This window comes from Herbaspirillum sp. DW155, from assembly GCF_037076565.1.
In the GTDB taxonomy this organism is placed as follows: Bacteria; Pseudomonadota; Gammaproteobacteria; order Burkholderiales; family Burkholderiaceae_D; genus Herbaspirillum.
In genome coordinates this window covers 1,112,249-1,138,057 of the sequence record NZ_AP029028.1, presented here as the reverse complement: position 1 = coordinate 1,138,057, position 25,809 = coordinate 1,112,249, and the positions used below count along the sequence as shown (strand labels likewise).

At 62.5% G+C, this 25,809-nt stretch carries 28 protein-coding genes; 5 read left to right on the top strand and 23 right to left on the bottom strand.

The window, feature by feature from the left end; all coding sequences use genetic code 11:
• Positions 1-245: 245 nt before the first annotated feature.
• On the bottom strand, positions 246-443 hold the full coding sequence (locus AACH55_RS05135; RefSeq protein WP_338718350.1) for a CsbD family protein: 198 nt from the start codon (positions 441-443) through the stop codon (positions 246-248).
• Between the two features lie 400 nt (positions 444-843).
• Between AACH55_RS05135 and AACH55_RS05130 the strand changes: the two genes are divergently transcribed.
• Entirely contained in the window at positions 844-1,308 is a 465-nt protein-coding gene (locus AACH55_RS05130; RefSeq protein WP_338718349.1) for a PA2169 family four-helix-bundle protein, read from the top strand.
• 133 nt (positions 1,309-1,441) lie between these two features.
• Here AACH55_RS05130 and AACH55_RS05125 read toward each other — a convergent pair whose 3' ends face one another.
• The 6 genes from AACH55_RS05125 to AACH55_RS05100 form a co-directional block, all read right to left on the bottom strand.
• Positions 1,442-2,167 (bottom strand): ABC transporter ATP-binding protein, encoded by a 726-nt coding sequence (locus AACH55_RS05125; protein ID WP_338718348.1) that lies wholly within the window; start codon positions 2,165-2,167, stop codon positions 1,442-1,444.
• A 15-nt stretch (positions 2,168-2,182) separates the two neighbouring features.
• Positions 2,183-2,950, bottom strand: coding sequence for an ABC transporter ATP-binding protein (locus AACH55_RS05120; protein WP_338717519.1), 768 nt, complete (start codon positions 2,948-2,950; stop codon positions 2,183-2,185).
• Between the two features lie 21 nt (positions 2,951-2,971).
• Positions 2,972-4,186 (bottom strand): ABC transporter ATP-binding protein, encoded by a 1,215-nt coding sequence (locus AACH55_RS05115; protein WP_338717518.1) that lies wholly within the window; start codon positions 4,184-4,186, stop codon positions 2,972-2,974.
• A 72-nt stretch (positions 4,187-4,258) separates the two neighbouring features.
• Positions 4,259-5,188, bottom strand: coding sequence for a branched-chain amino acid ABC transporter permease (locus AACH55_RS05110; RefSeq protein ID WP_338718347.1), 930 nt, complete (start codon positions 5,186-5,188; stop codon positions 4,259-4,261).
• Between the two features lie 616 nt (positions 5,189-5,804).
• Complete coding sequence (gene ispH, locus AACH55_RS05105) at positions 5,805-6,773, bottom strand: 4-hydroxy-3-methylbut-2-enyl diphosphate reductase (protein WP_338718346.1); 969 nt, start codon at positions 6,771-6,773, stop codon at positions 5,805-5,807.
• A 59-nt stretch (positions 6,774-6,832) separates the two neighbouring features.
• The gene (locus AACH55_RS05100; protein ID WP_338718345.1) at positions 6,833-7,288 is read right to left on the bottom strand and encodes an FKBP-type peptidyl-prolyl cis-trans isomerase; all 456 of its coding nucleotides are present in this window, start codon (positions 7,286-7,288) and stop codon (positions 6,833-6,835) included.
• Positions 7,289-7,521: 233 nt separating this feature from the next.
• Between AACH55_RS05100 and radC the strand changes: the two genes are divergently transcribed.
• From radC to rpmG, 3 genes are all read left to right on the top strand, one after another.
• The gene (gene radC / locus AACH55_RS05095; protein ID WP_338720178.1) at positions 7,522-8,196 is read left to right on the top strand and encodes a DNA repair protein RadC; all 675 of its coding nucleotides are present in this window, start codon (positions 7,522-7,524) and stop codon (positions 8,194-8,196) included.
• A 206-nt stretch (positions 8,197-8,402) separates the two neighbouring features.
• Positions 8,403-8,639 (top strand): 50S ribosomal protein L28, encoded by a 237-nt coding sequence (rpmB, locus tag AACH55_RS05090; RefSeq protein ID WP_006463730.1) that lies wholly within the window; start codon positions 8,403-8,405, stop codon positions 8,637-8,639.
• Between the two features lie 24 nt (positions 8,640-8,663).
• Positions 8,664-8,831, top strand: a complete 168-nt coding sequence (rpmG, locus tag AACH55_RS05085) for a 50S ribosomal protein L33 (protein ID WP_006463731.1) — start codon at positions 8,664-8,666, stop codon at positions 8,829-8,831.
• 290 nt (positions 8,832-9,121) lie between these two features.
• Here the strand turns inward: rpmG and AACH55_RS05080 are convergent, their stop codons facing one another.
• From AACH55_RS05080 to AACH55_RS05005, 16 genes are all read right to left on the bottom strand, one after another.
• Positions 9,122-10,318: a fatty acid desaturase gene (locus AACH55_RS05080; protein ID WP_338718343.1), complete on the bottom strand. Its 1,197-nt coding sequence runs from the start codon at positions 10,316-10,318 to the stop codon at positions 9,122-9,124.
• Between the two features lie 82 nt (positions 10,319-10,400).
• On the bottom strand, positions 10,401-11,759 hold the full coding sequence (locus tag AACH55_RS05075; protein ID WP_338718342.1) for a mechanosensitive ion channel domain-containing protein: 1,359 nt from the start codon (positions 11,757-11,759) through the stop codon (positions 10,401-10,403).
• Positions 11,760-11,762: 3 nt separating this feature from the next.
• Positions 11,763-12,338, bottom strand: a complete 576-nt coding sequence (locus AACH55_RS05070; protein ID WP_338718341.1) for a phospholipase D family protein — start codon at positions 12,336-12,338, stop codon at positions 11,763-11,765.
• The gene (locus AACH55_RS05065) at positions 12,335-13,597 is read right to left on the bottom strand and encodes an RsmB/NOP family class I SAM-dependent RNA methyltransferase (RefSeq protein ID WP_338718340.1); all 1,263 of its coding nucleotides are present in this window, start codon (positions 13,595-13,597) and stop codon (positions 12,335-12,337) included. Before AACH55_RS05065 ends, AACH55_RS05070 begins: the two co-directional genes overlap by 4 nt.
• 70 nt (positions 13,598-13,667) lie before the next feature.
• Positions 13,668-14,279 carry a phosphoribosylglycinamide formyltransferase gene (purN, locus tag AACH55_RS05060; protein ID WP_338718339.1) on the bottom strand — a complete coding sequence of 204 codons (612 nt, stop codon included), beginning with the start codon at positions 14,277-14,279 and terminating at the stop codon, positions 13,668-13,670.
• Positions 14,280-14,379: 100 nt separating this feature from the next.
• Positions 14,380-14,934 (bottom strand): barstar family protein, encoded by a 555-nt coding sequence (locus AACH55_RS05055; RefSeq protein WP_338720176.1) that lies wholly within the window; start codon positions 14,932-14,934, stop codon positions 14,380-14,382.
• Entirely contained in the window at positions 14,903-15,298 is a 396-nt protein-coding gene (locus tag AACH55_RS05050; protein WP_338720174.1) for a ribonuclease, read from the bottom strand. The genes AACH55_RS05055 and AACH55_RS05050 overlap by 32 nt, the downstream gene beginning before the upstream one ends.
• Positions 15,299-15,423: 125 nt before the next feature.
• Entirely contained in the window at positions 15,424-16,629 is a 1,206-nt protein-coding gene (locus AACH55_RS05045; protein WP_338718338.1) for a patatin-like phospholipase family protein, read from the bottom strand.
• 60 nt (positions 16,630-16,689) lie between these two features.
• Positions 16,690-17,448: an SDR family NAD(P)-dependent oxidoreductase gene (locus AACH55_RS05040; RefSeq protein WP_338718337.1), complete on the bottom strand. Its 759-nt coding sequence runs from the start codon at positions 17,446-17,448 to the stop codon at positions 16,690-16,692.
• A gap of 207 nt (positions 17,449-17,655) precedes the next feature.
• The gene (locus tag AACH55_RS05035) at positions 17,656-19,695 is read right to left on the bottom strand and encodes a sodium-translocating pyrophosphatase (protein WP_338718336.1); all 2,040 of its coding nucleotides are present in this window, start codon (positions 19,693-19,695) and stop codon (positions 17,656-17,658) included.
• Between the two features lie 272 nt (positions 19,696-19,967).
• Entirely contained in the window at positions 19,968-20,624 is a 657-nt protein-coding gene (gene adk / locus AACH55_RS05030) for an adenylate kinase (RefSeq protein WP_338718335.1), read from the bottom strand.
• 280 nt (positions 20,625-20,904) lie between these two features.
• Positions 20,905-21,720, bottom strand: coding sequence for a 3-deoxy-manno-octulosonate cytidylyltransferase (gene kdsB, locus AACH55_RS05025; protein WP_338718334.1), 816 nt, complete (start codon positions 21,718-21,720; stop codon positions 20,905-20,907).
• 55 nt (positions 21,721-21,775) lie between these two features.
• Positions 21,776-21,964, bottom strand: a complete 189-nt coding sequence (locus AACH55_RS05020) for a Trm112 family protein (protein WP_338718333.1) — start codon at positions 21,962-21,964, stop codon at positions 21,776-21,778.
• On the bottom strand, positions 21,945-22,973 hold the full coding sequence (gene lpxK / locus AACH55_RS05015) for a tetraacyldisaccharide 4'-kinase (RefSeq protein ID WP_338718332.1): 1,029 nt from the start codon (positions 22,971-22,973) through the stop codon (positions 21,945-21,947). Before lpxK ends, AACH55_RS05020 begins: the two co-directional genes overlap by 20 nt.
• 121 nt (positions 22,974-23,094) lie before the next feature.
• Positions 23,095-23,523, bottom strand: coding sequence for a biopolymer transporter ExbD (locus tag AACH55_RS05010; protein WP_338718331.1), 429 nt, complete (start codon positions 23,521-23,523; stop codon positions 23,095-23,097).
• A gap of 21 nt (positions 23,524-23,544) precedes the next feature.
• A complete protein-coding gene (locus AACH55_RS05005; protein WP_338718330.1) occupies positions 23,545-24,150 on the bottom strand; it encodes a MotA/TolQ/ExbB proton channel family protein in 606 nt (201 codons plus the stop codon).
• 205 nt (positions 24,151-24,355) lie between these two features.
• Between AACH55_RS05005 and xseA the strand changes: the two genes are divergently transcribed.
• Entirely contained in the window at positions 24,356-25,756 is a 1,401-nt protein-coding gene (gene xseA / locus AACH55_RS05000; RefSeq protein WP_338718329.1) for an exodeoxyribonuclease VII large subunit, read from the top strand.
• Positions 25,757-25,809 lie beyond the last annotated feature (53 nt).

The following is a 25,809-nucleotide window of genomic DNA, read 5'->3' as shown; positions in this document are numbered from 1 at the left end:
GAAGCCATCCGAGTACGAGCTTGTCCATGGTCATCTCCCTTGTTCTTGGTCTGCACTGATGTGGCCTGCCTGCCCTGGCGAGTCAGGTGCAAGATACCGATGCCTTGTTGCGCTTTGTATCGGCGCCAGACCCATTGCCGTGTAGGACAAAGGCCCCATCACCACCTGTTGCGCTGCGTCAGTGCTGTGCATCCATGCACAGCTGGCTGAACGAAAATGTTCAATGCCCGGATCAATCAGAGCGATCAGAGCGAACCTGCGCGCTGGCGCAGGGAACGCTTGATCAGGTCCTGTGCTTCGCCGACGGCGTGCAGGATGCGGCCATCCATCTGGCGGCGTTGTGCGGCGCGCTGCAGCTGCACGTTGCCCAATACGGAACCCACGCTTTCCTGGAACTTGCCCAGGGCAAAGTTGAACTGGCCGGTGATCGTCTTCTTGTTCATGATGCGTTTCCTCCTGCTCAAGGGTTCAACATGGATTTCAATCAAGCGCAACACAGGTCTTGCGTGGGGATGTGCAGGTCAGCGGTGGCGGGTTGCAGCTGCGCCGGTGTACCTCGACATCATGGGAAAAATGATAGCGAGCGCCTACTGCCCTGCTCTATAGGACGGCGGCCGATTGTCCTGTAGGACAAAGCGGAAAGCCTCGTGGGTATTGGCGTTGCGGCGAGTCAGGCTGTCTGCACCGTAGCGCTTGCGGCAGGCAAAAGCACGGCCGTTTCCTACAGGGGCTTGCGCCGCCGTCCGATGGAATTCGGCCTGCCAGGGTTCTAGGATGGAGTCGTGCAATTGACCCACATGAACCAATCCCCGCCCCGGCCGGGCGGCAAAAAAGGAGGGCAACATGAACAATGACCACCTCATCTCCACCCTGAACGACCTGATCCAGATTTCCATCGATGGCGAAAAGGGTTTCCGCGCCTGCGCCGACGATGCACAGGAACGCTACATCCCCTACAAGGAGACCTTCATGCTGCGCGCCACCGAATGCGCGCAGGCCGCGCTGGATCTGCAGGATCTGGTGCAGCGCCTGGGCGGCGAGCCGGCCAGCCACAGCACCCTGGGCGGCACCTTGCATCGCCAGTGGGTCAACCTGAAGAGCGCCATCACGGGACGCGATGACGAGAGCATCCTGGAAGAATGCGAACGCGGCGAGGATGCCGCCGTGAACGCCTATCGAAAAGCCTTGAGCGAGGATTTGCCGACCGATATACGGCTCATCGTCGAACGCCAGTACCAGGGCGTACTGGCCAATCACGACAAGGTGCGCAGCCTGCGCAATGAGGTGCGGGCGCGCAAGACGGCTTGAGGGTGAGGATTCTTCCTCTGGCGGAGGACGAAAAAAAACGCAGCCTTGGCTGCGTTTTTTCATTGCCGGCCTGATTTTCTTAAAATGATTTATATCATTTACGCAAATCCTGCCAGCGCACTACCCTGGCATCTTAGCCTTCGCCGAGATAAGCCGCCTTCACCCGCGGATCATCCAGCATCTGCTGCGCCTGCCCTTCCATGGTGATCAGGCCCGACTCCATCACGTAACCGCGATGCGCCGCCTGCAGCGCCAGCTTGGCGTTCTGTTCCACCAGCAGGATGGTGATGCCCTGTGCCGACACATTGCGGATCACTTCAAAGATCTTCTCCACCATGATCGGCGACAGGCCCATCGACGGTTCATCCAGCAGCAGCAGCTTGGGATGGCTCATCAGCGCGCGCGCCATCGCCAGCATCTGCTGCTCGCCGCCCGACAAGGTGCCCGCCATCTGCGCCGCACGTTCCTTCAGGCGCGGGAAGACCTCGAACCAGCGGTCGATGTCGGCCTGGATCTGGCCCTTGTCATTGCTCGTGTAGGCGCCCATCAACAGGTTTTCCTGGATGCTCATGCGGGTGAAGACGCCACGGCCTTCCGGCACCATCGCCAGCTTGTCCTTGACCAGCTCGAAGGACTTCTTGCCCTTCAAGGGATGGCCGAGATAGTAGATGTGACCATCCACCTTGCTGCTGGGCAGCGTGCCGGTGATGGCCTTCAAGGTGGTGGTCTTGCCCGCGCCGTTGGCGCCGATCAGGGTGACCAGTTCACCGTCGTTGACTTCCAGGCTGATGCCCTTGACGGCCTGGATGCCGCCATAGGCCACGCTCAGTTGTTCGACTTTGAGGATGTTGGTTGTCATGTTCTGTGGTCTCGCTTAATGTCCTGCACCGAGGTAGGCCTCGATCACCGCCGGGTTCTTCTGCACGTCGGCCGGCACGCCCTCGGCAATCGGCTTGCCGTAGTCCAGCACCGTGATGCGGTTGCACAGGCCCATCATCAGCTTCACGTCGTGTTCGATCAGCAGGATGGTCTTGCCCTCGGCCTGGATCTTCACCAGCAGTTCGCGCAGGCCGAGCTTCTCGGTGGCGTTCATGCCGGCCGCCGGTTCGTCCAGCGCCAGCAGTTGCGGATCGGTCGCCAGGGCGCGGGCGATTTCCAGACGGCGCTGGTCGCCATACGAGAGGTGGCGCGCCGTGCGCTTGGCGAACTGGCCGATGCCCACGAAGTCCAGCAGCTGCTGCGACTTGGCGCGGATCGCCTCTTCCTCATCGCGTGCCGCCTTGTGGCGGAACACCGCACCGAAGACATTTTGTTTGGTGCGCACGTGGCAACCGACCATCACGTTTTCCAGCACGGTCATTTCACCGAAGAGGCGAATGTTCTGGAAGGTGCGCGCGATGCCGGCCTTGGCCACTTCGTGCGGAGCGCTCGGCGAATAGGGCTTGCCGTCCAGTTCGAAGGTGCCGGTATCGGGTTGATACAGGCCCGTGATGACGTTGAAGAAGGTGGTCTTGCCGGCACCGTTGGGGCCGATCAGGCCATAGATCTGGCCGCGCTCGATGGTGATGCCCACGCCGTTCAAGGCTTGCAGGCCGCCGAAACGCTTGCTGACGTCGCGGATCTTGAGCAGTGTCTGTGTCATGTTCTGTGCTCCTGATAGGGCTTAGGCTTTGACTTCGCCGGTCGTGCCGATTTTGGTATGGTCCACTTCGGGACGGTCTTCATGGCGCGGCGAGGGCCACAGGCCAGCCGGACGGGTCAGCATGATGATCACCATCGCCAGCCCGTAGAGCAGCTGGCGCAGCACTTCAGCATCGATCCACACCTTCCCGAAGATGGCCATCTGCAGCGGCTCCACCACGTGGCGCAGCACTTCCGGCAGCGCCGCCAGGATCACGCCTCCCAGCACCACGCCGGGGATGTGGCCAATGCCGCCCAGCACCACCATGGCCAGCACGGCGATGGATTCGGTCAGCGAGAAAGATTCCGGCGAAACGAAGCCCTGGAAGGCGCCGAACATGGCACCAGCCACGCCACCAAACGAAGCGCCCATGGCGAAGGCCAGCAGCTTGACGTTGCGGGTGTTGATGCCCATCGCCTTGGCCGCGATCTCATCTTCACGAATGGCCACCCACGCACGGCCCAGGCGCGAATCCTGCAGGCGGGACGAGAAGAAGATCACGAAGATGCACAGCACCAGGAACAGGTAGTAATACGCGTTGACCGAAGGCAGGCTCATGCCGAACACCTTGACCATCGAACCCGACCCCGGCTCGCCGGCCAGCGAGACGCCGAACACGCGGATCGGATCGATCAGGTTGATGCCCTGCGGACCGTTGGTGATGTTCACCGGGGCGTTGAGGTTGTTCATGAAGATGCGGATGATCTCGCCGAAGCCCAGCGTCACGATGGCCAGGTAGTCACCGCGCAGCTTCAGGGTGGGCGCGCCCAGCAGCGCACCGAAGAGCGCCGCCAGCACGCCCGAGATCGGCACGATCAGCCACAGCGAGAGGTGGATGCCGTTCTGCACGATCTGCGGACCGCACAGCCACACCAGGAAATTGCCGATGGCAGGATAGGTGTTGACGAAGGATTCGATCACCTGCGCGAACTGGGGCGAGGCCAGCAGACCGGCGCTGTAGGCGCCGATGGCATAGAAGGCGATGTAGCCCAGGTCCAAGAGGCCTGCGAAACCCACCACCACGTTCAGGCCCAGGGCCAGCATGATGTAGAGCAGCGCCATATCCATGATGCGCACCCACGAATTGCCGAAATGCTGGGCGATCATGGGGAAGATGATCATCAGCGCCAACAGCGCCAGCAGGCTGAACCGCGCCTGCTGGGGGTTGCGCTTCATGTCGAAGGTCATGAGAGCCATAGTGTTCTCTTCCGATTTCTTAAGTTTCTAAGTTTCTGTTTTTAAGTTTTTAAGGTTTTAAATCTTAAAAACTCAGGCACGGTCCGCCACACGCTCACCCATGATCCCGGAGGGGCGCAGGGTCAGCACGATGATCAGCACGATGAAGGCGAAGATGTCCTGATAGTTGCTGCCCAGGAAGTTGCCGGTCAGGTCGCCGATGTAACCGGCACCGAGACTCTCGATCAGGCCCAGCAGGATGCCGCCCAGCATGGCGCCGTAGATGTTGCCGATGCCGCCCAGCACCGCCGCCGAGAAGGCCTTCAGGCCCGGCACGAAGCCCATGGCGAATTGCGCGGTGGAATAGTTGGCGGCCCACATCACGCCGGCAATCGCCGCCAGTGCGGCGCCGATGCCGAAGGTGACGATGATGACGCGGTTGGCGTCCACGCCCATCAGGCCGGCGATGCGCGGGTTCTCGGCGGTGGCGCGCATGGCGCGGCCCATCTTGGTTTTTTCCACGATGAGCACCAGGCCGATCATCGCGGCCAGCGCCAGGATGAGCAGCATGATCTGGGTCGGCGAGATCAGCGCACCGGCGATGTTGACCGGGGTCGAGGGCATGATCTGCGGGAACGGCAGGGGGCTGCGGCCCCAGATCATCATGGCGAAGGTCTGCAGCAGGATCGACACGCCGATGGCGGTGATCAGCGGCGCCAGACGCGGCGCATTGCGCAGCGGACGATAGGCGATGCGTTCGATGAGCAAGCTCACGATCACGCACACCGGAATCGCACCGACGATGGCGATGATCAGCTTGACGATGCCCGGCAGGTCAGGCGCCACCTGCTGCACCAATTTGAGGATCGACAGGCCGACCATGGCCCCGACCATCAGGATGTCGCCGTGGGCAAAGTTGATCAGGTTCAGCACCCCGTACACCATGGTGTAGCCCAGGGCGATCAGTGCGTACATGCTGCCTAGCACCAATCCGTTGATGATCTGCTGGATGAAAATGTCCATGAATAACTCTTCGATCTAAATGGAAACAAGAAAAACACGTGGGTCTGCACCAAAGCGGACACCGCGCGAAAGCATGTCGATTAGCAAAATCCGTTCCCGGCTGTCGGGATCGCGTTATCACTCTTCATAAAAAGGGCAATAAGCTCCCGTTCAAGCAGGCTTGAGGGCGGGGTCGGGTCGATGGGGGATCAGCCGCTGTTGCCGAAGCAGCAGCCTGGGCTGTGGGCGGAGCGCCAGCCGGGCGCCCGCCCGGGAGGTCTTCGCCGGAGGCACCGGGCGGGGCCGGTGGGCAGATACTCGTGCATAGGAATGTCTCCCGTCTCTGAATGACGCCGCCTTGACGGCGCCCTGCCCTCTTTGGTGAGGGCTAGCGCTCGGCCGCCTTTTGGGCGGTCCGTCGATAATGGTGCGGAATTATACGCAGAAGATTCCAACAATCGAGCACAAACAATCGCCTGTTACAGAAGAAAGTGCGGTAAGACCAATGAATCGTCATACATATTCACAACAGCCCTCGCGGAAATGAAACAGGCCCGCATCAGCAGGCCTGTTTGCGCAAACGCCGGGCGGCTTTTCTGCCCGGACGTTCACATTGCATCACATCATTTCACGGGGCTTACGCCGACTCGGCCGAAGGAGAGCGCGTTCCCAGCCCCTTGGGCAAGGGGAAGGTGACGTTTTCTTCAATACCGTCCAGGACGCGCACGCTGCGGGCACCGATTTCCTTGATGCGGTCGATCACGGCCTGCACCAGCACCTCCGGTGCCGATGCGCCGGCCGTCACGCCGATGCGCTGGCGGCCCACGACCCACTGCGGATCGATCAGGGCGGCGTTATCGACCATGAAGGCCGGGACACCCTTCTTCTCGGCCAGTTCGCGCAGGCGGTTCGAGTTGGAGCTGTTGGGGCTGCCCACCACGATCACCACATCCACCTGCGGGGCCATGAATTTGACGGCTTCCTGGCGGTTGGTGGTGGCGTAGCAGATGTCGCCCTTCTTGGGTTCGGCAATGGCCGGGAAGCGGGCGCGCAGGGCCGCGATGATGTCGGCCGTGTCGTCCACCGACAGCGTGGTCTGGGAAACATAGGCCAGCAGGTCGGGATTGGCTACCTGCAGGCGCTCTACGTCTTCCACCGTTTCCACCAGGTGCATGCCGGCCTCGGTCTGGCCCATCGTGCCTTCGACCTCCGGGTGGCCTGCGTGGCCGATCATGATGATTTCACGGCCTTCGCGACGCATCTTGGCCACTTCCATATGCACTTTCGTGACCAGCGGGCAGGTGGCATCAAATACCGTCAGCCCGCGCTCGGCCGCCTCCGCCTGGATCGCCTTGGACACGCCGTGCGCCGAGAAGATGACCGTATTGCCGGCCGGCACGTCGGCCAGTTCCTCGATGAAGACCGCACCCTTGGCCCGCAGGTCGTTGACCACATAGGCGTTGTGCACGATTTCGTGGCGCACGTAGATGGGCGCGCCGAACTGCATCAGCGCGCGCTCGACGATCTCGATGGCGCGATCCACGCCCGCACAGAAACCACGGGGCTGGGCCAGCAGGATTTCAGAGTCGGCTTGTTCCATGGTCATGGTAATTCCCTTGATTCTTCAAAACATTGCGAGGGTCATCTCGCCAAATGACGAGGCGATTACAGGATTCCTATGATTTTTACTTCGAACTTCAGCGTTTGCCCGGCCAGCGGGTGATTGAAGTCGAAAATTGCGCCATCATTATCGATCGCGCGCAGGATGCCAGCAAAGCGGCCACCACCGGGAGCCGCGAAATCGACCAGATCACCGACGCGGTACTGCTCGTCCATGGACGAGTTTTCTTCGAGTGTCGCGCGCGAGATGCGCTGGATCAGCTCATCGCTGCGCTCGCCGAAAGCCTGGGCGGGGCTCAGTTCGAACGTCTGGTGCGTACCCTCGGGCAGGCCCAGCAGGCAGTTTTCCAGGAAAGGCGCCAGCTGGCCCTGGCCGAACTGCAGGGTGGCCGGGTTTTCGTTGAAGGTGCTGACGATATCTTCGCCATCCAGCGAGGCCAGGCGGTAATGCAGGGTGAGGTAGGCGTTTTCGGTGACGACGGGGACGGTTGGGCTGGACATGACTGATAAGCAGGCTGAAAAACGGGAACGTGCGCAAGAGCCCGCTATTGTAAGCCACGTTGGACCGATACGCCGCTGGCGGCTTCATCCCGGTGCAGTCATGGAGGCGGCATCAGGCGCTTCCTTGCGGCGGCGCAAGCGCACTGCAGCGATGTTCATATTCTTTTGGCGCGGTCCTTGCGGGTCGTGCGCAGTATCCCCTCTCAAGTGCTAAGGAGATTCATATCATGACCATGACCATCATCGATTGGCCCAAGGAACAGCGGCCACGCGAACGCCTGCTGGAATGGGGCCCCGCCGCCCTCTCGGACGCGGAATTGCTGGCGATCTTCCTGCGGGTGGGCACGCCGGGCAAGAGTGTGATGGAGGTGGCCATGGACCTGCTGCAGCGTTTCGGCTCGCTGGGCGCACTGTGCAATGCGGCTCAACGGGATCCCACCCTGGGCGGCGGTCTTGGCCCGGCCAAATGTGCGCAGATATCGGCCTCGCTGGAACTGGCCAAGCGCGCCATCAACGGCAATCTGAAGGAACAGTCGGCCCTCAATTCCACCCGGGCCGTGGGGGAATATCTCAAACTGATCTTCGCCGGCAAGGAACATGAATGTTTCGTCGCCCTCTTCCTGAACATGCGCAACCAGCTGCTCGCTACTGAAGAAATGTTCAGGGGCACGCTGAACCATACGGTGGTCTATCCGCGTGAAGTGGTCAAGGCAGCACTGCGGCATAACGCCGCCTCGGTCATCGTCGCGCACAATCACCCCTCCGGCTGCCCGCAACCCAGCGCCGCAGACCTGCGCCTGACGGGTACGCTCAAGCAGGCGCTGGAGCTCATTGATGTGGAGTTGCTGGATCATGTCGTGGTGGCCGGGACACGCCTGTACTCCATCGCCCATCACGTCCAAAGCTGATACCAGGCCCCGCCCGTCGGCCGCAAACCCTTGCCAGCACTGGGATTGCGTCGTCGGAGTCAGCACCCGAAAAACAATGTTTCCGCAATTGTTAAATCAATACCCCGCATCAAGACACAATTGTTTTTCGCAAGTCATTGAAAAACCTGAGTTTTTTCCATATACTCTCGTTTTTCCCAAATTCGGAAATTTTTAAGGAGTCTCACATGGCACGTGTCTGCCAAGTCACCGGGAAGGGGCCGATGGTCGGCAACAACGTTTCCCATGCAAACAACAAGACCAAGCGTCGTTTCCTGCCCAACCTGCAGAACCGCCGCATTTTCGTTGAATCCGAGAACCGCTGGGTTTCGCTGCGTTTGTCCAACGCCGGCCTGCGCGTGATCGACAAGATCGGCATCGATGCCGTTCTGGCCGATCTGCGTGCTCGTGGCGAAAAAGTCTAATTAGCAGAGTAAAGGAAATCTATCATGGCGAAATCCGGCCGCGACAAAATCAAACTGGAGTCGACCGCAGGTACTGGTCACTTCTACACCACCACCAAGAACAAGCGTACTACGCCCGAAAAGATCAGCATCATGAAGTTCGATCCCAAGGCACGCAAGCACGTGGAATACAAGGAAACCAAGATCAAGTAATTGATCCCGGTATCCCGATGAAAAACCCGCAGAGCACTCTGCGGGTTTTTTGTTGCCTGCTGCCGGCGGCATGGCCGGGCCCGGCGCAATGCCTGACAGCACTGCAGGGTCAGGGGAGCGCCTGAACCTGCCGGCCGGGCTCTCCTCCGGTTTCCCTGTTTTGACAAGAAGCTTCATCACCAGCAGGCGCAGGCTCAAAAAAATCCCCGCAGAGTGCTCTGCGGGGATTTTTCATTTCTTTTCCTTCATCTCCGGTTTTTACCCCGGAGAAACGGACTCACCAGCACCGGTCAGGCGTAGCTGCGCAGGCGCAGGGCGAAGTCACGCAAGGCCTTCACGCCGGAAGCTTCGGCGCGGGTGCACCAGTCTTGCAGTTGCTGCAGCAGCTGTTCGCGGGTGGAGTGCGAACGCTCCCAGATGGCGCCCAGTTCGATGCGCATCTCATGCATGGTCTGCAGCGCCTTGCTGTGGGCGAACAGTTCCGACAGTTGCTGCTTCTGGCCATCTTCCAGGCGGCCCGGCTCACGCTGCAGCAGCTTCTTGGAAGACTTCAGGAAGCGCGATTCCAGCTTGGCCTTCTCGATCAGGTGATCCAGTTCGTCCTTCCAGGCGCTCTTCAGGGAACGCGCGTACTTGGCGGTCACGTCGTAGCGGTTGGCGATGACCGACTGCAGGGTGTCGAAGTCGATGACGGCCTTCTGGCGATCGAACTTGGGCACCGGCAAGACCTTCTTGACCTTGGCCAGGCCGAAGGTTTCGAGGATGCGGATATACATCCAGCCGATGTCGAATTCATACCACTTGGCCGAGAACTTGGCCGAGGTGCCGAAAGTGTGGTGGTTGTTGTGCATCTCTTCACCACCGATCAGGATGCCGATCGGGAAGAGGTTGGTCGATGCATCCACGCAGTCATAGTTGCGATAGCCCCAGAAGTGGCCCAGGCCATTGACCACGCCAGCGGCCCAGAAGGGGATCCACGCCATCTGCACGGCCCAGACGGTCAGGCCGATGGCGCCGAAGAGCAGCACGTCGATGATCAGCATGATGCCAACGCCCTGCCAGCCGTACTTGCTGTAGATGTTGTGTTCGATCCAGTCATCCGGCGTGCCGTGACCGAACTTTTCCATGGTCTCGGCGTTCTTGGACTCGGAACGGTACAGCTCGGCACCCTGCCACATCACCTTCTGGATGCCGCGGGTCTGGGGGCTGTGCGGATCTTCTTCGGTCTCGCACTTGGCGTGGTGCTTGCGGTGGATGGCGGCCCATTCCTTGGTCACCATGCCGGTGGTCATCCACAGCCACAGACGGAAGAAGTGGCTGGGGATCGCGTGCAGTTCGAGCGCGCGATGCGCCTGGCAACGATGCAGGTAGAGAGTCACGCCCACGATGGTGATGTGGGTCATCACCAGTGTGTAAATGACAATCTGCCAACCGGACGCATGCAGCAGGCCGTTGGCAACAAAGTCGAGGATCGCATCAAGGGTCATCAGTACAACTCCAAATAGAAAACAACTATCGGACTACAAAACAGGATTATTACTTGTTCCGTGAAAATGGTTTTATTTTCTTTTAATTGCCGGGCATTGTACGCGAATTCTGCCTCTCTGGGCCATCAGGATTTTCCTGGCGCGTACTTTGGCGGAAGCTGCGCTCATCCATGATGCGGATGTCGCGCTTGGGATGGGCCACCTGGATACCGTGTTGCTTGAAGGCAGCCCAGATGGCCCGGTTGACGTCCGACAACACATTGAGCCGCCCGTTTTCCGGGTCGGTGATCCAGAACCCCAGTTCCAGATCCAGTCCGTCGGCGCCGATCTTGATCAGCAAGGCTTGCGGCGCGGTCTGCTGAGAGACCCGCTGTACCCCAAGTGCGGCCTGTTCCATGATACCCAAGACCGTTTCCACATCATCCTGGTACAGAATTGTAAGCTGTGTGGACAAACGTACAATGCGATGGGTCAAGGAATAGTTTTGTACCGGATTGGAGACGAATAGTTCATTCGGCAGGACCGATTCAATCCCATCCAAGCCTTCCAGAATGGTGTAGCGGGTGTTGATCTGGGTGACTTTGCCGAAATATTTATCCACAGCAACCATGTCGCCGATGACCATGCTGCGCTCCAGCAGGATCACGAAGCCGGACACATAGCTGCTGGCAATCTTCTGCAGGCCCAGACCGATACCCACGCCCAGCGCGCCACCGAAGACCGACAGTACCGTGAGGTCGATCCCCACCAGCGACAGGCTGACCAGGAAGGCGATCAGGATCAGCAAGGCCCGCACCATGCGCGCCACCACCGTACGCAGCGAGGAATGCATGCCGCTGAACTTCATCAGGCGGTTTTCCACCACCGTGCCTATCCACAGGGCGATGATGAGGGTGACCAGCACCGAAGCTGCGCCTTGCAACATCGTCAACAACGACACCTTGTGGCGCCCCAGCGGCAAGGTGGTGCCATCCAGATAATCGATGAAATCGGGCCACAGGCCGGTAATCCACAGCACCACGCACAGCCAGACCACCAGCGCGATGACCTTTTCCGACAGGTGCAGCAGCGCACCAACGGTAGCATCCTTCACAAAGATGCCGCGCAGTACGTAGAACACGAAACGCATCGCCACCTGGGCAATGGTCAGGGGAAACATGATCTCCCAGAGGGTGACGGCATGGTGGCCGCGCTTCAGGATGGTATAAGCCGCCGTCAACAGGCCCAGCGCCAGCAAGGGGGAGAGCACCCGGGCAAAGCTCTTCACCCCGATCTGCATCACCAGCGACTGCTCCTCGCCATCGGCCGGCAGCACGAAGCGCGCGCGCAGCCAGCGCGACAGGCCGATGCCGCCCAGCAGGCAAAGCGCAATCACCACCAGCTGGCGCAGCAGGTCGACGGTGCTGATATCAGTGAAGAGGGAAAAGAAATGATCGGTCATGGATCAGGGAGCAGCTTGCGCATCCTGGCGGTGACGCTGCCAGTTGCTGGCGTAGCGCGCGGCCAGTGGGGGGTTCTTGCCCAGGATGAGCACGTTCTCGGCGTTCTTGTGCTGGGCCGACCAGGTGAAGTTGTAGCTGCCCGTAATGACGGTCGCCGTGGGCAAGGCGGCATCGATGATGAGGACCTTGTTGTGGGCGTTGCGGTAATCGGTTTCCAGCCAGACCGGAATACCGGCCGCACGCAGCTGGCGCAGCCGGTATTCGGAATTCTTGTCGAGCTGGCCCGCGTCCATCAATACGCGCACGTCGATGCCGCGCCTGCGGGCGGCCACCAGGGCATCGGTGATGGGACGGCTGGTCAGCAGATAGGCTTGCATCAGGATCTGGCGCTGCGCCGCATTGAGCTGGTCGACGATCAGGGCTTCGATGTCATCCCAGGGTGCAAAGGCGGACTGGATCGTCCCCTGCGCCGCCACGACCGGTGGCGGCGGCAGGGCTTCCCTGGCCTGCAGGCCGGGGACGGCGAGCACGGCCAGCAGGCCGGTGGCCAGTGAAGACATCCAGACCCGGCGCATCATGATGCGGCGCGACGCTCCAGGACGGCAGCGAAGAAACCGTCAGTCTGATGCTGGTGCGGCAGCAGCTTCAGGTAGTCGCCGGTATCCAGTGCAATCTTCTGCTCGGCCAGCACTTCGCTCATCGGGCGCAGCGTGAAGTCGGGATGTGATTGCAGGAATTCGGCAATGACTTCATCGTTTTCTTCGTCGAGGAAGCTGCAGGTGCCATACACCAGGCGGCCACCCGGGCGTACCAGGCGCGCGGCACTGGCCAGGATGGAACCTTGCTTGGCACGCATCTCGGTGAGCGTTTCCACGGTCTGGCGCCACTTCATGTCGGGATTGCGGCGCAGGGTGCCCAGACCGCTGCAGGGGGCATCGACCAGCACGCGATCGAGCTTGCCGGCCAGGCGCTTGACCTTGGCGTCGTTCTCGTGGGCAATCACCACCGGATGCACGTTGGACAAGCCGCTACGCGCCAGACGCGGCTTGAGCTTGGCCAGGCGCTTTTCGGAGACGTCAAAGGCATACAGGCGGCCGGTATTGCGCATCAGTGCACCCAGCGCCAGGGTCTTGCCACCGGCACCGGCACAGAAATCGACCACCATCTCGCCGCGCTTGGCACCGACGATCTGGGCCAGCAACTGGCTGCCTTCATCCTGCACTTCGATGGCACCCTCCTTGAACAGCGGCAGGTTCTGCAGGGCCGGCTTCTTGAACACGCGCAGGCCCAGCGGCGAATACGGGGTCGGCTCGCAGGCCACCGGGGCCTTGGCCAGTTCGGCCATGACCGTCTCGCGGTCGGCCTTGAGGGCATTGACGCGCAGATCCAGCGGCGCCGGGCGGTTCATGGCATCGGCCAGTTGCAGGGTGGCTTCTTCTCCCATGCGGGCGACCAGCTTTTCCCACAACCAGGGCGGCAGGTTGCTGCGCATCTGCGGGGCCAACCGGGTGCGGTCGATCTGGGCCACACGCTCCAGCCATTCGGCTTCGCCTTCCTGCAAACCGGCAATGGATTCGGCACCGACCGCATCGGCCAGTCCCAGCAGGGCCAGGCGGCGCATCATCGGGCCGCTGCCGGATTCGGCGAAGTTGGTCAGCACCGTCTTGTTGCGCAGCAGGCCGTAGACCGCTTCAGCGATCACGCCGCGCTCGCGGCTGCCCAGGCGCGGATTGTCGCGGAAGTAGCGCGACAGGGTAACGTCGGCCGGGCCGGTGAAACGCAGCACTTCGCGCAGCAGTTCTTCGGTATGGGGAATGATCGCGGGAGGCAATCTCATGCTAGGTCCTTCAGATTCAATTCAAGATAAGTGTTGCGCGGCGGCGTTGGCTCGTTTGCTCGTCTGCGCCTCAGGCTTCGGCGGCCAGGCGCACGCGGGTGCCGTCCAGCGCCAGGCGGCCTTGCACGAACCAGCGCACGGCGCGCGGATAGATCACATGTTCCTGCTCCAGGACGCGCTCGGCGAGCGTCTCCTCGCTGTCCTCTTCCAGCACCGGCACCGCCGCCTGGGCCACGATGGGACCGTGGTCGAGGTCGGGCGTGACGAAGTGCACGGTAGCGCCATGCAGCTTCACGCCAGCCGCCAGTGCCTGGCGGTGCGTCGCCAGGCCCGGGAAACTGGGCAGCAGCGACGGATGGATGTTGAGCATGCGGCCCTGGTAATGATTGACGAACGGTGCCGTCAGGATCCGCATGAAACCGGCCAGCACCACCAGGTCCGGCGCAAACGCATCGATCTGCTCGCGCAACGCGGCATCGAACTGGTCGCGCGTGGGATAGTCGCGGTTGGCAATGACGGCCGTGGCAATGCCGTGGCGGGCGGCGAATTCGAGGCCGCTGGCATCGGCGCGGTTGCTGATGACGGCGGCGATTCTGGCAGGCCACCGCTCGGCCTGTGCGGCACGGACGATGGCTTCCATATTGCTGCCTCGTCCGGAAATCAGGATGACAATGCTTCTCATGGTGTGCGCATTGTACCTGCTGACGACCTGTCCGCCGCCGTTTTTCACAATGTGAAAGGAGCGGCGTGGCGTAAAAGATTTATCAAATAGTTACTGCTATTTACTGGAAGGAATAGAAAACCCGGAACGGCACCTTCTTTTCTGCCCAATAATCGGCGGCATCGCGGAAGACATCCAACAGCGTCTCGCGCGCTTCCTTGTCGAATTTCTGGGTATTGGGCAGCTGTTCCAGCACCACGACGAAACCGATCTGCTTGCCGGCCTTGTGAGTCAGGTCGGTGAGGCAATCATGCAGGGCGTCGAAATTCTTGCCGAAGTGACGGGGAAAGTGAAAAGCGGTGGCGATGGTGGTCAGCACCTGTTGCTTGGTCACGGCCTCGGCGCAATAGGCATAGAGAAAATGCTGCTGCAGGTGCGCGGCCTCCTGCTGCAGCTCGTTCACGCGGAAGGCACGGATCGATTGCACGATATTGGGCGGCACCGTTTTGAACAAACTCATTTTCCCTTCAGTATCCATAGGCGGGGCAGTGTGGCTGTCTTGGTTGTAGTGGCTGGCTGGGCTGACCTGTTGGGTGACGCTGGCTGCAGCAGCGCCTGCGCGCCCTGCCCTGCTCCCGGCCGAATCACTCGCGTATCCGGCGGAAGGTCTTGTAATGATCGCTGGTGTAATAGTATTCACCGGAAGAAGCCGGCTCTCCCCCGCTGATGATGCGGCGGGCACCACGATTGCGGGCGCGCGGCGTCTTGACGGTGTATTCGCGATAATACCCGCGCTTCTGCTTGGGCAAAACCCCTTCATAGTTGCCGAAGACGCTGCCATCCTTTTCATACGGGAAGGGGCCACCCTGACGGATCAGCGCCAGGGTCTGCTGCGCCTCGCGCGGCAGCTGCGCCACGCTGATCTCCGGCAAGTCGCCCGCTGCAGGGCCACGCGCCTGCACCGGCGTGGCCAGCATCAGGGCCGTCAGCAAGACCAGCCAGTAGCGGGCGAAGAAGGAAGAAATGAAGCGGGCTCGCATCTGCATCATCTGCATTTATTCTGTTAATTGCAATTTTGTCAATTGATAGCAACATCACCCGGTAGAGTAACGTGTTGCTTTCGGCTAGGCAACCACGGCCGGTGAGGAATTTGACCGGCAGCAAATCAGGCAGAGGCTTGGAGCAGCCGGGCGGTATCCGGTTCAAAAAAGGCCCGTACCTCATCGCGCTTTGCGTAGGTATCGCTTTCACCCAGCGCGATCAGCTCGCGTGTGAAGCTTTGTTCAAACAGCAGATAGGAGGCCAGCGCCGAGCCGCGCGCCTCGGTGGCGCCAATGCCGCCCAGCATGGTGCGGATCGGACGCGGCAGGTCACCCACATGGCGGCTGGCGATGCTGTCGATGCGTTGCGAAGGTGAAATCACCAGGGTGCGGATGGGTTTCAAGGGGGTGTGGCGACGCTGCTCTTCGTTCAGGACCGACAAGGTTTGATTGACCCGGTTGATGCGTTCGATGTCCGCCGAGAGCCCATCGAGGAAGATGCCCGACATCGCATGCCCGGCCACCTGGGCCAGGCTGGGGTAATGCGGCGTATTGGTGGGCGCCTGCTCGCCCTTCTCGCCCATGCGGCCGGCACCGATGATGAGCACCTTGGTGGCGCCCAGGTGGATGGCCGGGGAAATCGGCGCGATCTGGCGCATGGAGCCATCCCCGCAATACTCGCAACGGCCCTCGATGTACACAGGAATGGCCGGAAAGATGAAGGGAATCGCCGAAGAGGCCAGCAAATGGTCAATGCCGATCTGGTCGCGCAGGGCCAGCCGCTGGGTGCGGCGCCAGGGCTCGATCTCCTCGGCGCATTGGTAGAAGGTAAGGTGCTGGCCGCTGGTATAGGAAGAGGCAGTGACCGCCAGTGCATGCAACTGTCCCTCGGCCAGCGCGGCATCCAGGCGCGGCAGGTCCAGCAGGCGGTGCAGCATGCTCACCAGCGGGGTGTTGTCCAGCAGGGAATTGGGCGGATTGGCGCGCCACTTGCGCAGCAACCAGCCGAAGGAAAACAGCGACAGCCAGCGCGCCCCCGAGCGGATCACGCCCAGCGAATCGGCGCGATAGACCTGCTCCACCTGGAAATTGCTCCACACCGCCATCAGCTCGCGCACGGCCTCGCCGAAATCATCGGCGCGGCAGGCCAGCGCGGTGCCGTTGATGGCCCCGGCCGAGGTGCCGCAGATGATGGGGAAGGGATTGCTGTGCACCGGCCAGCCCGCTTCGAGCAGGATCATCGAGATGGCGTTGAGCACGCCCACCTGGTATGCCGCCCGCGCACCGCCACCGGTCAGGATCAAGCCTGTTTTATGTTCCATTGTCTCCATGAGGGGAGCTTATCAGCAGCTCCCCCGCTGCGGACAAAAGAATTGGCAGGCAAATGCCGCTTATTTGGGCTGCATGCGGATGGCGCCGTCCAGGCGGATGGTCTCGCCATTCAACATCACGTTCTCGATGATGCCCTTGGCCAGCTGCGCATACTCGGCCGCACGGCCAAGACGCGGCGGGAACGGCACGGCCTGGCCTAGCGAATCGCGCACTTCCTGGGGCATGGCCTGCATCATGGGCGTTTCAAAGATGCCGGGCGCGATGGTCATGACACGAATGCCGCTGCGCGCCAGGTCACGCGCCATCGGCAGGGTCATGGCGACGACCGCGCCCTTGGAGGCGGCATAGGCGACCTGACCGATCTGGCCATCATAGGCGGCCACCGAAGCGGTGTTGATGATGATGCCGCGCTCGCCGTCTTCCTGCGCCTCGCAATGGGCCATCGCCTCGGCGGCGAAGCGCGCCATGTTGAAGCTGCCGACCAGATTGATGTTGAGGGTCTTCATGAACAGGGCCATGCCGTGCACGCCGTTCTTGCCCACCAGTTTCTCGGCCGGCGCGATGCCGGCGCAATTGACCAGTCCGCGCAGGCTGCCCAGCGACTGCGCGGCACGTACCACGGCCTGGGCATCCTCTTCCGAACTGACGTCGCAGCGCACGAACATGCCGCCCAGTTCCCTTGCCAACTGACCGCCCGCCTCTTCGTTGAGGTCGGCCAGCACCGGCTTGCCACCGCCTGCGGCGATCATGCGGGCGGTCGCGGCGCCCAGGCCGGACGCGGCGCCGGTGACGATGAAAACATTTCCTTCGATACGCATGGAGTCTCCTGTTTTTTATCGGCGCTCAACGGGCGGATAGCCTGGCTGGCGGGCCGATGATGACGATGGGATGCATCGGGGCATTATTTGACGGATCGGCCAGCCTGGCAATGCAGGCCGGCCTATCGCGGTGCGGGAGATTATGCGCATGCCGCCGCAGGACTGACTATCCGCACGGCGACAATCCTCAGATAACGACCGCTTCCGTCAGGACACCGCCGGCAACAGCGGTACCAGCAGCAAGGCCACGATGTTGATGATCTTGATGAGCGGATTGACCGCAGGCCCGGCCGTATCCTTATAAGGATCGCCCACGGTATCGCCGGTGACGGCGGCCTTGTGGGCATCCGACCCCTTGCCGCCGTGATGGCCGTCCTCGATGTATTTCTTGGCGTTGTCCCAGGCGCCGCCACCGGTGGTCATCGAGATCGCCACGAAGAGCCCCGTAACGATCGTCCCCATCAACAGCCCGCCCAGCGCCGACGGCCCCAGCAGCAGGCCGACCAGGATCGGCACGATCACCGGCAGCAGCGAGGGCAGGATCATCTCGCGGATGGCCGAGGAGGTCAGCATGTCCACCGCGCGGTCGTACTCGGGCCGCCCGCTGCCATCCATGATGCCGGTGATGTCGCGGAACTGGCGCCGCACCTCCACCACCACCGCACCGGCTGCGCGCCCTACCGCTTCCATCGCCATCGCGCCGAACAAGTAGGGAATCAGCCCGCCGATGAAGAGGCCAATGATGACGGCAGGACTGGAGAGGTCGAAGCTGGCGGTCTTGCCGACGGACTCCAGCGCATGCGTGTAATCGGCAAACAGCACCAGCGCCGCCAGTCCTGCCGAGCCAATGGCATAGCCCTTGGTGACGGCCTTGGTGGTATTGCCCACGGCATCAAGCGGGTCGGTGATGGCCCGTACCGAATCGGGCAAGCCCGACATCTCGGCGATGCCGCCCGCGTTGTCGGTGATGGGGCCATAGGCATCGAGCGCCACCACGATGCCGGCCATGGAGAGCATGGAGGTGGCCGCAATCGCAATCCCGTACAGCCCTGCCAGCCAGTAGGACGCGAGGATCGCCACACACACCGCCAGCACCGGATAGGCAGTGGACTTCATCGACACCACCAGCCCGGCGATGATGTTGGTGCCATGCCCGGTCGTGGAGGCCTCGGCGATATGGCGCACCGGCTTGAAGTCGGTGCCGGTGTAATACTCGGTGATGTAGACCATCAGGCCGGTGAGCACGATGCCCACCACCGCCGCCCCCATCAGCGGCACGCGCAGTTCGGGCGGCAGCAGCAGCCAGGTCACCACCGCAAAGCCCACCAGCGACAGCCCGGCCGACCACCACAGGCCGGTGTAGAGGGCCGACATGATCTTCTTGCCCGGCTGTGCTTTGACCATCGCGCAGCCGACGATGGAAGCGAGGATCGAGACGCCACCCAATGCCAGCGGATAGAGCACCGCCAGGGTTTCCAGGCCCTTCAACATCAGGCTGCCCAACAGCATGGTGGCCACCAGCGTGACCACGTAGGTTTCGAACAGGTCGGCGGCCATGCCGGCGCAATCGCCCACGTTGTCGCCTACGTTGTCGGCGATCACGGCGGGGTTGCGCGGGTCATCCTCGGGAATGCCGGCCTCGACCTTGCCCACCAGATCGGCTCCCACATCCGCGCCCTTGGTGAAGATGCCGCCGCCCAGCCGCGCAAAAATCGAAATGAGGGATGCCCCGAAGGCCAGCCCGATCAGCGGCTGGATGGCATCGTGCAGACTGACCGCACGGCCCTGCCCATAGACGTACAGCGCCCAGAAGAACAGCGACACGCCCAGCAATCCCAGCCCCACCACCAGCATCCCGGTGATCGCCCCGCCCCGGAAAGCCACGCCCAGCGCCTCATTCATGCCGCGCGTGGCAGCCTGGGCGGTGCGCACATTGGCGCGCACCGAGACGTTCATACCGATGAAACCGCAAGCGCCGGACAACACCGCACCGAGCAGGAAGCCGATGGCCGTCAGCCAGCCCAGGCCGGGAATGAGGGCAATCACGATCAGCAGCACCACCCCCACCATGGCGATGGTGCGGTACTGGCGCGCCAGGTAGGCCGCCGCGCCCTGCTGGATGGCCAGGGCGATTTCCTGCATGCGGGGGTTGCCGGGATCCTGCTTGAGAATCCACCTACGAGAAACCAGGCCATAGATCACCGCGACCAAGCCGCAGGCAATGGCAAACCACAGGGCAAGTGCCATCTTCGTCTCCTTTATTATCACGACTCATCAACAATCACGAACATCCGCCGCGCTGTCAGGGCCGTGCTGCTGCCCGTTCATCGCCGCCGATACTGCGCCTGCAAATTGCGTCGCCCTCGTTATTGGAGTTGTTCTGTCTTGCCGGGCCGCCGGTGCCGCGCCCTCGGGCGGGCGTGACTACCGGTGATCGGTTTACTTAGTTTTCCGGGTCGGCCGCGCTGGATGCATGAAGCGCGGCAGCATAAAAAAAGCGGACCGAAGTCCGCTTCACTTTACTCCGCCAGGGCGGCAAATGCACGATCCCTGATTTCTTCCACCGGACCCACGCCGGCGATCTTGCGATACTTCGGCGCACCCGGCTGGCCGGATTCGGCCCACTTGCCGTAGTAGCCCAGCAGCACTTCGGTCTGGTCGTGATACACGGCCAGGCGCTTCTTGACGGTTTCTTCCTTGTCGTCGTCGCGCTGGATCAGCGGTTCGCCGGTCAGGTCATCCTTACCCTCGACCTTGGGCGGGTTGAACTTGACGTGATAGGTACGGCCCGAACCCGGGTGCACGCGACGGCCGCTCATGCGCTCCACGATGGCGCTGTCGGGCACGTCGATTTCCAGCACGTAGTCGATGGCTACGCCCGCTTCCTTCATGGCGTCGGCCTGGCGCGTGGTGCGCGGGAAGCCGTCGAAGAGGTAGCCATTGGCACAGTCAGCCTGTTGCAGGCGGTCCTTGACCAGGCCAATGATGATGTCATCGGAAACCAGACCGCCTGCATCCATCACCTTCTTGGCAGCGATGCCAAGCTCGGTGCCCGCTGCCACGGCCGCGCGCAGCATGTCACCGGTGGAGATTTGCGGAATGTTGAATTTTTCCTTGATAAAAGTGGCTTGCGTGCCTTTACCGGCACCAGGCGCTCCTAAAAGGATGAGGCGCATGACGTTTCCTAAATTGAGGGTTTCTGAAATATGAATGCTTGAATTCTTTTGTGACGTGATGACAGAGGATCGCTGCCATCTGGACGGTTATGCAGCTTGTTTGCGCGCCGTTTGCATCAGCTCCGGGACGAAACTTACCACAAAATCTTACCGAACCATGACAAACGCCTGATTTTTAAGCAGTCTCCAGCCGCTGATTGTGTCGTGTCAGCTTGACATGGAACTTACAGCAAGCCGGTCCGGCCAGTCTTGCGCCGGATCATGCCTGCCGCGCAGAAATTCAGAGGGCCGAGATGGTCTGGACCAGCGGGCTGTCAGGCGGCGCCTCGAAATGCTTGCGCACGCGCAACAGATCCTCGGGCGTATCCACGCCAGCCTCGGGCACCAGCGACGTCACGTGGACGGCGATGGCATGGCCGTGCCAGAGCACGCGAAGTTGCTCCAGCGCCTCGATGCGTTCCAGCGGGGCCGGGGCCAGCGTCGGATAGAGTTGCAGGAAGCGGTTGCTGTAGGCGTACAGCCCGATATGGCGCAGCGGCACGTATTCATTGGCATGATCCGGTCCGCTGGCGTCGGGCAGCGACTCACGCGACCTGGCGAAGGCGTCCCGATGCCAGGGAATGGTGGCGCGCGAGAAATACATGGCGCAGCCTTCCTTGTTCAGCACCACCTTGACCACGTTGGGATTGAAGGCATCCCCGGCAGTGTCGATGGCGTGTGCGGCCGTGGCCATGGGCACGCCGGCCTTGATGTGGGCGGCGGTGGCGGCGATCAGGCCCGGATCGATCAGCGGCTCGTCGCCCTGCACGTTGACCACCACCTCGTCTTCGCCCAGGCCCAGGGCCGCGGCCACTTCGGCAATGCGGTCGGTGCCGGAGGGATGGTCGGCGCGGGTCATGGCCACCTCGATGCCATGCTGCTGGCAGGCGGCGTGGATGTCATGATGGTCGGTGGCCACGATGATGCGGGCCGCGCCCGAGAGCGCCGCGCGCTCGGCCACGCGCACGATCATGGGCTTGCCGCCGAGGTCGGCCAGGGGCTTGTTGGGCAGGCGCGTGGAAGCCAGGCGCGCCGGGATGATGACGGTAAAGGTCATGGAATCAACCGCAGCAGGAAGGCAGAAATCGGGAATCAAGGGACAGGGGCCGGGCTCAGGCTGCCGGCGCTGCCGGGGTCGCCGTCAGTTCGCGGGCTTCATCGGCCCACATGATGGGGATGCCATCGCGGATGGGGTAAGCCAGCTTGTCTGCCTTGCAGATCAGTTCCTGGGCTTTTTTGTCGTAGTCCAGCGGACCCTTGCAGATCGGGCAAACCAGGATATCAAGCAGTCGGGCGTTCACGGAGTTTCTCCACTATGTGTTCAGCCAGCGCGCCGTCGATGCGCGCCGAGACAGGCACGACCCAGATGCGCGGGTCGTTTCGGATGGCCTCAATAGCCCTGCATTTTACTGCATCCTTTTCCGTGATCAGGATGACATCGGCAGCAAGACCGGCAAAGGGATTGTGGGCGAAGTCGAAATGGTCAGGCAAGGGATGGCGTGCAAAAGACAAACCCGCGCCCTCCAGCGTGGCAAAAAACCGCTGCGGATTGCCGATTCCCGCCACCGCCGCCAGCCGCGCGCCGCCTTCGCCCATCTGCGCCAGCGGCTTGTGCGCACCGGGCGGGGCCAGTTGTAGCGCCAGATCAGTCTGCAGACGCATGGCATGCACGCCCGCGGGCGCACTTCCCTGGCTGCCGACATTGAGCACCGAGAAATCGCGCCGTCGCGAAGCCGGCTCGCGCAGCGGCCCGGCCGGCAGCAGCCAGCCATTGCCCACGCCGCGCGCGTCCGAGAGCACGATCTCGATGTCACGCGCCAGCGCGTAATGCTGCAGGCCATCGTCGGAAATGATCACATCCACCTCGGGATGCGCAGCCAGCAAGGCGCGCCCGGCCTCCACCCGGCGCCGTCCGACCACCAGCGGCACGCCGGTGCGCTGGACGATCAGCAGGGGTTCGTCGCCCACCTGCGCGGCCGCCGAGGCGGCAGTGACCGCCAGCGTCTGCGCCGCGCCGCCGCCATAGCCGCGCGAAATCACGCCCGGCCGCCAACCCGCCGCGCGCAACGCTTCAATGAGCCAGATCGCAAACGGCGTCTTGCCGGTGCCACCGACAAAGACGTTGCCCACCACGATCACCGGCACCGGCAGCCGTTCGGCGCGCTTGATGCCCAGCGCAAAGAGCGCGCGGCGCAGCGCCGCCAGCGCGCCAAAGAGCAGCGACAGCGGCCACAGCAGGCAGGCCAGCGGACCGCGCCCTTGCCAGGCGCGGCTGAGGATGGCTTCGGCAGTGGGCCTGGATTCGGCCATTTTTTTGTTCCAGTGAATGAAAAAAACGCGGGCCAGGCGGGGCTTGGCCGGGGCGCCATCGCTTTTGGATGACGTGAAGCTATTTGTCAATTTTCAGGAAAACCGGCGGCGCACTACTTGCTCACTTGCTGCTCGACTGCGCCGCAAAGGTCACCTTGGGATACCCGGCCATACGCGCGGCCTCCAGCACGTTGACCACGGTCTGGTGCGTGGCCAGCGCATCGGCATTGATGATGATGACCGGATCGACCTTGCTGCCGCTGTCCTTGACCGCCGCCTGCATCTCGTCGGACAGCCCCTGCGCATCGCGCGCGGCGATGCGCTTGTTGTTGACCGCATAGCGGCCATTGGCATCGACGGCGATGTTGATCTCGAAGGGCTGTTCCAGCGCCTTCTGCGCATCGGCGGTCGGCAGCGTGATCTGCAAGGCGGTGAACTTGCTGTAGGTGGTGGTGACCATGAGGAAGATCACGATCACCAGCAGCACGTCGATGAAGGGGATCAGGTTGATCTCAAGATCTTCGCGGGGGCGGCCCTTGCGGAAGTTCATGCGGTTCTCCAGCCTGCGGAATCAGCGGCGCACATCGTGGACGATATCCACGAACTTGACGGCCTGCTGCTCCATATCGACCACGAAACCATCGACCAGCGCGCGGAAGTGGCGATAGAACACCAGCGCCGGCATGGCAATGGCCAGCCCGAAGCCGGTGTTGTAGAGCGCAATCGAAATACCGTGTGCCAGCTGCGCCGGGTTGGTCCCGGCCGCATTTTGCGAGGCGAAGATCTCGATCATCCCGACCACCGTGCCGAAGAGGCCCATCAGCGGCGCCAGCGAGGCAATCGTGCCCAGCGTGGTGAGGAAGCGTTCCAGCCGGTGCGCGGCAGCCTGGCCGGCTTCCTCGATGGCTTCCTTCATGACCTCGCGCGGGGCATCGACGTTGCGCAGGCCGGCGGCCAGCACCTGGCCCAGCGGGGAGTTCTGCTCCAGCTTGTCGATCACGTCCTCGGTGACGCGTCCGCTCTGGTAGACCCGGACCACATCGCCCAGCAGGTCCGGTGGCAGGATGCGCGCACGGCGCAGGTAGGCCAGTCGTTCGATGACCAGCGCCAGGCCGATGATGGAAGCAATCAGCAAGGGCCAGATCGGCCAGCCGGCGGCGAGGATGATGGCGAGCAAAACGTACTCCTAATGAAATGCGGGTGAGTCAGACAACAACAGATGAAAACGGCTGAAAGCGGATGAATCCGGGGCAACACGGCCGGCCGCAACTGGCCCACCGTTTCTGCGGTGCAGAATGTAGCCGCTTGCGGGCGCCTGGGCAAGCGATGCCGGCTTGGCTTTACAATGCGGCATTGTATCGCCCTTGGATTGCCTACGTCCCATGCCCGCCGACAAGTTCCCGCCCTTCCCCACTGCCCGCCCGCGTCCAGACGCGCTTGCAGCCACCACCGAGGGCGGTCCGCCCATGCTGACGGTCTCCGCCCTGAACCAGGCCGTGGCGCGCATGCTGGAACGCAATTTTCCGCTGATCTGGGTCAAGGGCGAGATTTCCAATTTCACCCGCGCGGCCTCCGGCCACTGGTATTTCAACCTCAAGGATGAGGGCGCCCAGGTGCGTGCGGTGATGTTCAAGGGCCGCGCGCAATACGCCGGCTTCATGCCCCGCGAGGGTGACAAGGTAGAGGTGCGCACCCTGGTCACGCTCTACGCGCCGCGCGGCGACTACCAGTTGAACGTGGAAGCCATCCGGCGCTCCGGCGTGGGCGACCTCTACGCCGCCTTCGTGCAACTGAAGGAAAGGCTGGAACGCGAAGGCCTCTTCGACCGTGAGCGCAAGCGCGCCCTGCCGGGCTTCCCGCGCCGCATCGGCATCGTCACCAGCCCGCAGGCAGCGGCCTTGCGGGACGTGTTGACCACGCTGCGCCGCCGCGCCCCGCATGTGGAAGTGGTGCTCTACCCCACGCCGGTGCAGGGCGAAGGCGCGGCCCAGCGCATTGCCAACGCCATCCAGACCGCTTCCGATCGTGCCGAATGCGATGTGCTGCTGGTCTGCCGGGGTGGCGGCAGCATCGAGGATCTGTGGTCCTTCAATGAAGAGGTGGTGGCGCGCGCCATCGTGGCGGCCAGCATGCCGGTGATTTCCGGGGTCGGCCACGAGACCGATTTCACCATCGCCGACTTTGCCGCCGACCTGCGCGCGCCCACGCCCACGGCCGCTGCCGAGCTGGCCGCCACCGCCCGCGAGGACTGGCTGGCCCAACTGCGCGGCCACGCCGACGACCTGACCCGCGCCCTGCGCCGCACGCTGACCGAAAAAGCGCAGACCGTGGACTGGCTCTCGCGCCGGCTGGTCAATCCGAGTGCGTATATACAGCATGAGCGCGTCAAGCTGGCGGCGCTGCAAACCCGCCTCTCGCACGCCACCCGCGTGCCGCTGACACGCATGCGCCATCGCCTGCAGCAGCTCTCCACTCATCTGGCCCACCAGATTCCCGACACCGCCCACGCCCGGCGCGACCTGCTGGACCTGGCGCGGCGCCTGCAAGCTGCGCAGGCCGCGCAGCAATTGCGTCAGCGGCAGGCCCTGGCAGGCTGGCAGACCCAGCTCGAACTGCTGAACCCGCAACGCACGCTGGAGCGCGGCTATGCCATCGTCAGCGACCGCCAGGGCCGGGTATTACACGCCCCGGCCGAGCTGGCCGCGCGCAGCGAAGTCACGATCCGACTGGCCCAGGGCAGTGCCGAGGTCGGCATCGCCAGCGTGCAGCCGCGACTGGATTGATGCGCGTGAATCAGCGCTGCTTGACAGCTGTGGCAGACTTTTTTTGCATAAGC

Bases quoted from the DNA above. Each gene is read 5' to 3' on its own strand.
- AACH55_RS05130 (WP_338718349.1), top strand. From the start codon at position 844: ATGAACAATGACCACCTCATCTCCACCCTGAACGACCTGATCCAGATT.
- AACH55_RS05010 (WP_338718331.1), bottom strand. From the start codon at position 23,523: ATGAACTTCCGCAAGGGCCGCCCCCGCGAAGATCTTGAGATCAACCTG.
- ispH (WP_338718346.1), bottom strand. From the start codon at position 6,773: ATGACCATGGAACAAGCCGACTCTGAAATCCTGCTGGCCCAGCCCCGT.
- radC (WP_338720178.1), top strand. From the start codon at position 7,522: ATGACCATCATCGATTGGCCCAAGGAACAGCGGCCACGCGAACGCCTG.
- AACH55_RS05120 (WP_338717519.1), bottom strand. From the start codon at position 2,950: ATGACACAGACACTGCTCAAGATCCGCGACGTCAGCAAGCGTTTCGGC.
- AACH55_RS05070 (WP_338718341.1), bottom strand. From the start codon at position 12,338: ATGATGCGCCGGGTCTGGATGTCTTCACTGGCCACCGGCCTGCTGGCC.
- AACH55_RS05110 (WP_338718347.1), bottom strand. From the start codon at position 5,188: ATGGACATTTTCATCCAGCAGATCATCAACGGATTGGTGCTAGGCAGC.
- rpmB (WP_006463730.1), top strand. From the start codon at position 8,403: ATGGCACGTGTCTGCCAAGTCACCGGGAAGGGGCCGATGGTCGGCAAC.
- xseA (WP_338718329.1), top strand. From the start codon at position 24,356: ATGCCCGCCGACAAGTTCCCGCCCTTCCCCACTGCCCGCCCGCGTCCA.
- adk (WP_338718335.1), bottom strand. From the start codon at position 20,624: ATGCGCCTCATCCTTTTAGGAGCGCCTGGTGCCGGTAAAGGCACGCAA.
- AACH55_RS05100 (WP_338718345.1), bottom strand. From the start codon at position 7,288: ATGTCCAGCCCAACCGTCCCCGTCGTCACCGAAAACGCCTACCTCACC.
- rpmG (WP_006463731.1), top strand. From the start codon at position 8,664: ATGGCGAAATCCGGCCGCGACAAAATCAAACTGGAGTCGACCGCAGGT.
- AACH55_RS05045 (WP_338718338.1), bottom strand. From the start codon at position 16,629: ATGGAGACAATGGAACATAAAACAGGCTTGATCCTGACCGGTGGCGGT.
- AACH55_RS05065 (WP_338718340.1), bottom strand. From the start codon at position 13,597: ATGAGATTGCCTCCCGCGATCATTCCCCATACCGAAGAACTGCTGCGC.
- AACH55_RS05050 (WP_338720174.1), bottom strand. From the start codon at position 15,298: ATGCGAGCCCGCTTCATTTCTTCCTTCTTCGCCCGCTACTGGCTGGTC.
- AACH55_RS05080 (WP_338718343.1), bottom strand. From the start codon at position 10,318: ATGACCCTTGATGCGATCCTCGACTTTGTTGCCAACGGCCTGCTGCAT.
- AACH55_RS05115 (WP_338717518.1), bottom strand. From the start codon at position 4,186: ATGGCTCTCATGACCTTCGACATGAAGCGCAACCCCCAGCAGGCGCGG.
- purN (WP_338718339.1), bottom strand. From the start codon at position 14,279: ATGAGAAGCATTGTCATCCTGATTTCCGGACGAGGCAGCAATATGGAA.
- AACH55_RS05040 (WP_338718337.1), bottom strand. From the start codon at position 17,448: ATGCGTATCGAAGGAAATGTTTTCATCGTCACCGGCGCCGCGTCCGGC.
- AACH55_RS05135 (WP_338718350.1), bottom strand. From the start codon at position 443: ATGAACAAGAAGACGATCACCGGCCAGTTCAACTTTGCCCTGGGCAAG.
- kdsB (WP_338718334.1), bottom strand. From the start codon at position 21,720: ATGACCTTTACCGTCATCATCCCGGCGCGCCTGGCTTCCACGCGCCTG.
- AACH55_RS05075 (WP_338718342.1), bottom strand. From the start codon at position 11,759: ATGACCGATCATTTCTTTTCCCTCTTCACTGATATCAGCACCGTCGAC.
- AACH55_RS05125 (WP_338718348.1), bottom strand. From the start codon at position 2,167: ATGACAACCAACATCCTCAAAGTCGAACAACTGAGCGTGGCCTATGGC.
- lpxK (WP_338718332.1), bottom strand. From the start codon at position 22,973: ATGGCCGAATCCAGGCCCACTGCCGAAGCCATCCTCAGCCGCGCCTGG.
- AACH55_RS05035 (WP_338718336.1), bottom strand. From the start codon at position 19,695: ATGGCACTTGCCCTGTGGTTTGCCATTGCCTGCGGCTTGGTCGCGGTG.